This is a genomic window from Halosolutus sp. DAT137, assembly GCF_059736405.1.
Genome location: NZ_JCAQID010000009.1, coordinates 369058 through 377411, shown reverse-complemented (window position 1 = coordinate 377411; position 8354 = coordinate 369058). Strand labels below are relative to the sequence as shown.

The 8354-nt window shown below is 62.5% G+C and carries 6 protein-coding genes; 3 read left to right on the top strand and 3 right to left on the bottom strand.

Annotated elements, in window-relative coordinates; translation table 11 throughout:
* Positions 1 to 2156 (bottom strand): DUF7827 domain-containing protein (locus AC6I6L_RS17060; RefSeq protein ID WP_497918974.1); only part of this gene is annotated, 2156 nt, incomplete at its 3' end.
* Between the two features lie 509 nt (positions 2157 to 2665).
* Between AC6I6L_RS17060 and mntA the strand changes: the two genes are divergently transcribed.
* A complete protein-coding gene (gene mntA / locus AC6I6L_RS17055) occupies positions 2666 to 3100 on the top strand; it encodes a type VII toxin-antitoxin system MntA family adenylyltransferase antitoxin (protein ID WP_497918973.1) in 435 nt (144 codons plus the stop codon).
* Here mntA and AC6I6L_RS17050 read toward each other — a convergent pair.
* Positions 3097 to 3699, bottom strand: coding sequence for a TetR/AcrR family transcriptional regulator (locus AC6I6L_RS17050; RefSeq protein ID WP_497918972.1), 603 nt, complete (start codon positions 3697 to 3699; stop codon positions 3097 to 3099). The genes mntA and AC6I6L_RS17050 overlap by 4 nt on opposite strands.
* Positions 3696 to 3842 (bottom strand): hypothetical protein, encoded by a 147-nt coding sequence (locus AC6I6L_RS17045; RefSeq protein ID WP_497918971.1) that lies wholly within the window; start codon positions 3840 to 3842, stop codon positions 3696 to 3698. Before AC6I6L_RS17045 ends, AC6I6L_RS17050 begins: the two co-directional genes overlap by 4 nt.
* A gap of 190 nt (positions 3843 to 4032) precedes the next feature.
* On the opposite strand from AC6I6L_RS17045, the gene AC6I6L_RS17040 reads away from it, so the two are divergent.
* Together AC6I6L_RS17040 and AC6I6L_RS17035 are read left to right on the top strand one after the other, a co-directional pair.
* On the top strand, positions 4033 to 5622 hold the full coding sequence (locus AC6I6L_RS17040; RefSeq protein WP_497918970.1) for a COG1361 S-layer family protein: 1590 nt from the start codon (positions 4033 to 4035) through the stop codon (positions 5620 to 5622).
* A gap of 3 nt (positions 5623 to 5625) precedes the next feature.
* Positions 5626 to 8301 (top strand): efflux RND transporter permease subunit, encoded by a 2676-nt coding sequence (locus AC6I6L_RS17035; protein WP_497918969.1) that lies wholly within the window; start codon positions 5626 to 5628, stop codon positions 8299 to 8301.
* Positions 8302 to 8354: the final 53 nt, after the last annotated feature.

The window sequence follows — 8354 nt, the reverse complement described above, 5'->3', positions numbered from 1 at the left end:
TCGAAGTACCGGTCACCGTTGTCGTCTTCCATGACAGTTGCGGTGGCGGTCGTCACGAAGTTACCGGACGAGCGAGCGCGGGTGGAGATCTCCGTACCGGGTGCGGCGTTGGAGTGACCCTTCACCGTAGCGCCATCAACGGCCGGGACTTCTGCAGCGCTGTCGTCCCACTCGATCGTTCGCTCTTCGATTCCGAAGGAGGTTTCAGCGGTTTCGTCCGCGTCTTCCTCAACGAACGGGCTGTCGTCGGTCAGCGTGAGCGAGAGTTCGAGTTCTTTGTCAACCGGGAGGTCCTCGGCGTTGTCGACGAGGATCGTCACGAGTCCGTCATCCTGCTCGGCGGTGATGACGGTAACGTTGAGCGGTCCGTCCGCATCGTCGTCATTGTGGTCGGTCGACCAGGTTTTAGCCTGCCGGTTCGCTTGTGCTTGTGCTTCAGTCGCTTCGATGACGATGTTGGAGTTGTTCAGGTCAGTCTCGTTGTCACCAGCACTGATGAGCGCGTAGACGCTGGAGGCTTCGAGGCTTGCGACGAGACCGTCACCTTCTGCGATCTGGCTGGTCTGGGTCAGCGTCGTCGCGTCCTGAACGTCTTCGACAGACTCGAGGTCGTCGACGGCGAGACCATCTGCGTCATCTGCTGGGATTGTCCAGGTTGCGAGTGCGTCCTCAGTGATGGCGTCACGGTCTTCGAGCACGAGCAGTGCGGTGTCCTGCTCGGTATCCGTGTTGGCGACGTTGCCATCAAGTTCGGTGAAGACACTCAGTTCGTAGTCGATCGCTGCGAGCGGTGGCTCGACAGTAGCAGCAGAGTCGTTGATGACTTCCAGGTCGTCGTCATCGTCGAGCGTGCTGTATGCGGTGTTTGCGTCCGCTTCGTTACCTGCTTCGGAGGTGTCCATCACGATCGTGACGTTGTCGCTGTCACTGTTGTCCTCGATTTTGAGGAGGACTTCGTAGCCGGACTCTTCCTCGTCACCGATCTGGACGTAGGCAGGGTTGTCGTAGTTCTCGATGTTGACGGTGATGTGAGCGTTGTTACCGAGTTTCTCTTCGAAGGCCGACTGATCGAATTCGATGTCTTCGTCAGGAGCATCGGAGACAACGACTTCGTCAGTCGTTGCGGTAATGCCCGTATCCTCGTGTTCGACTTCGACGGTGTACGTGCCTGCGTCGATGTCGTCAGCAGCGAAGGTCAGTTCGACTTCACCGTTGCCGTCGAGTTCACCCGTAACAGAGTCAACATCGTCGACTTCGTCGCCCTCTTCGTCGAGGAGCGTTGCGTTGACCGTGTCACCGTACGCATCACTGGTTGCGCTGACGTCGACGTCGAGGTCACCGAAGGCCTCTTCTGGTGCGTCAGCCTCGAGCTCGAGATCCAAGAGTTCGAGGAAGACACGGTCAGAGTCAGCGTTCGAGGTAGTACCGAACGTGACGTAGTACTCACCGGGTGCGAGATTGCCCGTGTTATAATTTGCTGCACTACCAGGGGCAGTGTTGAAACGGGCAACGCGGTTTTCGTGATCAGAGTCGGAGTAGATCCGAACGACCTTTTCGTCGAGGGCCTCGAAGGTTCCGACTTCACCGGCGAAAGCAGCCTCTTCGTCACCGGACATGTCTGCCGTTTCAGTGACATCAAAGGTACCGCGCTCGATGAGCCGGTAGTCATCAGATGCAGAGATGTCTTCCTCGTCAGTCACTTCGTGCGTGACTGCTCGGGTGGTCTCAGCGTCTTCGGTGTCCAGCGTCAGCGCAATTGTGAACGTCTGGCTCGCAGTATCATCAACAGTCAGGTTGAACGATTCGTCGCCTGCTTCAAACTCAGGTGCGTCAACGCCGGTTGCACCAGAGGTGTCGACACCAGTGACGTTTACACCGGCGTCATAACTCTCTGAGAGGTCAACCGTAAGGTTCCCTGTGTTTCCACCGGGAACTGCTTGACTGAGATCAATTGTTACGTCCTGGTCTACTGGGGCGTCACCTTCTTCGAAGATGATCGTGTCATCGTCGTTAGTGACATCGTCGATTTGAACGGGGTGGCTGTTCGCCGCCGCTGCGCCCGCAAACGATACGGACATGGCGACAACAGACAGCACCATAAGCGCGGCCAGGATCACTGCACGACCCTTTTCGCGATAGTTAGGTTCGCTTGTCATTTATTGTTGTATTGTTGTGTTTCGTGTTAATTAGCGCGCGATTCTCCTGGAGAGCGAGCCAACCACCGAAACTGCGATCGAGATGGTCTGCCCGCACCGGGTAGGGGTAGTAGGGACATTATCCAAGCCTGTAATAAGCTTTCTGTCTCACAGGTTGATTTTCTTAGAGTACGCAATTGAGTATTACCGCACGACGGCGGCGAGGTGATCGCCCATACCCCCACTTATTCTCCAATCGACGAACTCACACGATCGATCGACTATCGACATCGGATGAACGAATGTAATCACTCGTGACCAACAGTGGGGTCGCAGTAGCGTCGGATTACCCCCGGATCGAGTCACGCGCAGTGATGGACCAACAGACTGACCGATCACATTCGACCGCGAACTTTGTGATGCAGTGCGCGCTGTGGGAACGAATATCGAGTGAAATAGAGGCAGAACAAACGCGATCGAGACACTGGGGTGCTGAGTGTTTATGTGGCACGAGAGCATAGTATTGGCTAATGAGAACCTGTGAGGACGCAGCAATCGATACCTCCCTCCCCCTCGAGACGCTTCGAGAGGTGTTGCAGGAGCATTCGGTACAGCTGGCCATTCTCTTCGGTTCTCACGCACGCGGGGATGTCCACTCCCGGAGTGACATCGACATCGCAGTTGCGTTCGATACTGTTCGTCCGAACGATCCAGCCTACAATGAGGCCTTCTTCGGATTGAGCGCCGATCTCAGCGAGGCGCTGGAGACGGACGATATCGATCTTGTCGACATCCGGACAACGTCACCGGAACTGGCGGAGACCATCTTGAATCACGGCATCCTTCTCAGTGGCGACCCAGAACAGGTAGCCGATATCCGAAGCCAACTCACAGCAACTGAGACGAAGGCTCAGTCACCTCGCGAACGGTTTGATAGGGCAGTAGCCAGAATTGAGAGACATTAGTCTCGATACACGCGCGCATCGAGAAACGCGTCGATCTCCTCCCGAGCGTCCACCAGCCAGGCCGCCTCGTCGCTCGTCGATCGCCGGTACAACACCCCCGAGATCATCGTAAACAGCGTCGCCCCGATCGATTCGGGGTCACACTCCCGAAAGATGCCGTCCGAAACGCCGGCGCGGACGATCGCGGTTAGACGTTCCTGAAAGACGCGATCGCTCCGGGTGAAGTGGGCGCGGTACCCGGGATCGTGACTCGCCTGCGCGCGAAGTTCGACCAGCGTCCGGACGAACCGCCGGTACTCGTCGTCGGTCTCGACGGCGAGTGCGCCCTCGAGAAACTCCGCGAGCGCCGCCTCGGGGTCTGCAATCCCGTCGTCGGTGATCTCGGCTTCGAACCGATCGAGCATGAACTCGAGGCAGTCGAGCACGAGGTCGTCCTTGCCGTCGTAGTGGCGGTAGACCAGGGACGTGCTCTTTTCGAACTCCGCGCCGATCGTCTTGATCGTCAGGTCGGCGTAGCCGTGGGTCGTCAACGCGCGGTAGGTCGCCGCGAGAATCTCCTCGCGGGTATCCGCCGGGGAGTCGAAGACGTCGAGGCTCATCCGGCCACCGGGTCGATTCGTGGCGTCGAGGGACAGGCGCTCGATCGGCCCGCGAGAGTGGCCGACGACGATCGATCGGGACGCAGATTCCGTCCGCGATCGTGATAGGGGGCGGCGAGTCGCTGGGGAGACACCGTGGACATCGACTCAATGCACACGCCCGCAGGACATAAGCGGTGTGAATGAACGTTCAATCACAAGGATTATATTCGCCTGCTACTGGTTTCAATCAATGAACGACGACGGTCCGCGCACTCGGCCCTCCACGGCCAGCGACGGTGCCCCTCGACGCGACGGCGGCAGGAACCGCTGCGGTACTGCAGGTGGTCGACGGTGAGACGCCGCCCGATCGGTCTCGCTCTCCTCGCCGCAATCTCGCTGGTCGTCCTCGCGGCGCTCGCCGCCCCGGCGCTCGGGAACACCCTCGAACGCGGCGAACCGAATATCGAGGTCTACCTGCCCGACGACGAGGTCCAGCCGGGCAGCGAGACCGCCCTCGACCTCCAGCTTCAGAACGACGCCGAACGGCGCGCCGGCACCGGCCAGGAGGTGCTGACCGCCCGCGCGGTCACCGTCGAACTCGAAGACGAGGCCCCGTTCGAGGCGAAGTCGGGCGAGACGCCGATCGGGCCGATCGCGGACGGCGAAATCAGGAGCGTCTCACAGCGGATCGACGTTCCCGACGGTCTCGAACCCGGCGAGTACGACGTGACCGTCCGCGTCCGCTACGCCTACACGAGTCAGGTGTCCGAACGCGCCGGCGTCTCCCAGCGACTCACGAGAAGCGAGCGCCACACGGTCACCGTCGTCGTCCCTGACGAACCCCGCTTCGACGTGACCGACGTCACCACGGACGTCGAACCCGGAGCCAGCGGCGACGCCACGCTGGCGATCGAAAACACCGGCACCCAGATCGCAAACGAGACGCGGGCGACCGTCTCCGGCGGCACCGGGATCACGATCGACGGCGGCGCTGCCGAGGAGATACTCGGAGACCTCGCACCCGGCGAGTCGACCACGATGACCGTCGACGCGGCGATCGAGCAGTCGGTCAGCGACGGCGCGAAACCGATCGACGTCGCGTTCACGTACCGGGACGGCTCGGGCATCGAACGCTCGGCATCGAGCGCGACCGCGTCGCTCGCGCCGGCGGCCGAGCAGTCGTTCTCGATCGACGACCTCGCGGACACCCTCTCGGTGGGGTACGACGGACAGGTAACCGGGACGCTCGTAAACGACGGGCCGCGGGCGGTCGACGACGCCGTCCTGATCGTCCAGCCGCAGTCGGATTCGCTGTTCGTCGAGGACACCCGCTTTGCGCTCCCCGAACTGAAGCCGGGCGAGAAAACCGACTTCCGGTACCCGATCGACGTCAGCGGCCAGGCCGACCCCGGCCCGCGACAGCTCCAGTTCAGCGTCGAGTACACCGGCGGCGATCGAGCCACGCTGACCGACGGTCCGATCTCGAAGCGCGTCGTCATCGACGAGCGCCAGGACGAGTTTTCGATCACCGACGACGGCGCGTCGATCGTCCAGGGCGAGTCGAGCCAGATCGCTCTCACGATCACGAACCAGCGCGCGGAGACGCTGTCGAACATCGACGCGCGCCTCTACACCGACAGCCCGCTCGACGCCTCGAACGACGAGGCGTTCGTCCCCGAACTCGGTCCCGGCGAGTCCACGACGATCGCCTTCGAGATCTCGGCCGGCCAGGACGCCGCGACCGAGATCCACCCCGTCGAACTCGACTTCGAGTACCGAACCGAACGCGGCGACCGGAAACTCTCGGATACCTACCAGCATCCCATCACGGTCGAGCCAGCGACCGACGACGGCGGCGGCCCGTTCTCGATGGTCGTCCCCGCGCTGGTCGTGCTCTCGCTCGCCGCGGTCGGGATCGGGGTCTGGCTGCGCCGCGAGTAACCGATGCGACGGTTCGATCCCCGACGACTGTTCGGTGAGGACGCCGACGAGGGCGCAAGGAGTGGCGACGACGGCCGGAGCGGCGGTGGCGGAGAGAGCGACGACGGCGGTCGGAGCGACGGCGAGTGGTCGCCCGGCACGTCCGGACGTGCCGACGAGTCCGGCCGTGCAGGCCGTTCCGGCAGCGATCGCACGGCCGAGGACCCGACCCACGGCGACGATCCGCTAACCAGACGCATCAATCCCTGGATCAGGACCCGGCCGTGGACCGTCGTGGCGATCTTTCTCGTCGTTACCGTCCTCTTTGCGGGCGGGTTTCTCATCGAGACCGAGCAAGCGGCCGGCCAGGATCAGTTCACCGAGGATCTCGACGCGGTCGACGCCCAGGAGGAGATGGAAGACAACTTCGATCGGGCACAGCGGGAGACGGGCGGAACGACCGCCCAGCTGTTCATCGAGGACGATCGAAACGTCCTCTCGAAACCCAACTTGCTCAGGATGCTCGAGTATCAGGACGCCGTCGAGAACGCGGACGGTCTCCGCGTCGTCTCCTCGACGAGTCCGGCGTCGCTGATCGCCCAGCAGATCGATCCCGCGGCGAGGACGCCCGAACAGCAGTATCGCGTGATCGATCGGGCCTCCCAACGCCAACTCGATCGGGCGATCGCGGCGGCCGACGAGTCGGTCGGTCTCTCGGTGAGCCAGGACTTCACGCGGGAGTCGGCGCGTGCGAACGTGGCCCTGCTCGCGATGACGTTCGACACGCCGGCGAACGCGGACACGAGCGACTACGCCGACCTCCAGCTCGAGGCGGGGGCGATGGCCGACGAGATCGACGGTTTCGACAGGGACGAGAACGTCGTCCTCTTTGCCGACGCGGTGATCGAACAGGAAGTGTTCGATCTGCTGACCGACACCGCGACGGTGATCTTCCCCGCGACGATCGGGCTGATCCTGTTGTTCCTCGTGATCGCCTATCGGGACCCGATCGATCTCGCGCTCGGGCTCGCGGCGCTCGTGGTGACGTTCGTCTGGACGTTCGGGTTCATGGGCTACGCGCGGATTCCGTTCTCGGAGTCGATGGTGACGGTGTTGCCGCTGTTGCTCGCGGTCGGTATCGACTTCGGAATTCACATCATCAACCGGTATCGCGAGGAGCGGGCGGCGGGTGCGGCAATCGAGGAGGCGATGGGGATCACGACGGGGCAGCTGACGGCTGCGTTCATTATCGTCACGCTGACGACCGTCTTCAGCTTCCTCGCGAACCTCACGAGCGCGATCGACAGCACGCGCGATTTCGGACTCGTCGCGGCCGCGGGGATCGTCTTTACGTTCCTCATTTTCGGCATCTTCCTCCCAGCCGGAAAGGTCGGGCTTGATCGGTTCCGGGAGGGACGGCGCATTCCGACATTCGGCGCGAAGCCGCTGGGCGGCGAGAACTCGATTCTGGGCCGCGTGTTGCCGATTGGAACGCAGATTGCCAGATCGATTCCGGTGCTCATCCTCGTCTCGAGTCTCGTCCTGGGTGCCGGGGCGGGCGCGTACGGCTCCGGCGTCGAGACGGAGTTCTCACAGGAAATTTTCTTCCCCGATCAGGATCGCGTCGAGCAGTACCAGCGACTTCCCGAACCCTTCACCGGAAGCGAGTACACGTTCATGACCGTCCTCGACTACCTCGAGGAGGACTTCGGCCAGGGCTTCGTCGGCACCGTGACGGTGTACGTCGACGATCGAGCGGTCAGGGAGGACCGCTCGCTGCGGGAGATCGATCGCGCGACGACGGACCCGCCGGCGGCTTTCGTCGCCTCGGACCGTCGGGCCGAGAGTACGGACATTTTGCGAGTGATCGAGGACGAAGCCGAACGCAACCCCGAGTTCGCACGGACGGTCGAACAGGCCGACACGAACGGCGACGGCGTGCCCGACAGCGACGTCGATCGAGTCTACGCGGAGTTGCTCGAGACTGATTCGCGGGACGCGGCCCTGGGATCGATCACGAGCGATCGGTCCGCGACGCGGATCGTCTACGAGGTCGACGTCGACGCCGACCAGACGGACGCGACCGCGGCCGCACAGCAGGTTGCCGACGAGATGTCGATGAATGCCGCGCCGACGGGGCAACTGGTCGTCCAGAGCATCGTGATCGATCAGATCACCGACTCGGCTATCACCAGTCTGTTCGCCGCATTCGCACTGACGGCCGCGTTTCTCATGGTCACGTACCGGTGGCTCGAAGGGAGAGCGATCTACGGACTGATCAACCTCGTTCCGGTCGTCGTGACCGTCGGGTTGCTCGCGGGAACGATGCGGTGGCTCGACATCGCGCTGACGCCGATCAACGCGCCGATTCTCGCCGTCTCGATCGGTCTCGGGGTCGACTACACGGTCCACTTCATGCACCGGTTCGTCGACGAGTTCGAGGGCGGAGCGGACGTCCACGAGGCGCTGCTCGTGACGGTTCGCGGAACAGGCGGCGCGCTCACGGGGAGCATGCTGACGACCGTCTCCGGACTCGGCGTGCTCTACCTGGCGTTGATCCCCCTGATCATGGAGTTCGGTATCCTGCTCGCACTCGGGGTCTTCTACGCTTACCTCACGTCGATCCTGTTGTTGCCCTCGACGATCGTCGTTTGGGACCGACTCGAACGTCGCTTCGGCGTGGTCGATCGGCTGCCCTGAGCGGGCGCGAGATGCGGGCGGCGATCGAACCAGTCGGGGACCAACACCGACCG

Bases quoted from the DNA above. Each gene is read 5' to 3' on its own strand.
- AC6I6L_RS17050 (WP_497918972.1), bottom strand. From the start codon at position 3,699: ATGAGCCTCGACGTCTTCGACTCCCCGGCGGATACCCGCGAGGAGATT.
- mntA (WP_497918973.1), top strand. From the start codon at position 2,666: ATGAGAACCTGTGAGGACGCAGCAATCGATACCTCCCTCCCCCTCGAG.
- AC6I6L_RS17045 (WP_497918971.1), bottom strand. From the start codon at position 3,842: ATGTCCACGGTGTCTCCCCAGCGACTCGCCGCCCCCTATCACGATCGC.
- AC6I6L_RS17035 (WP_497918969.1), top strand. From the start codon at position 5,626: ATGCGACGGTTCGATCCCCGACGACTGTTCGGTGAGGACGCCGACGAG.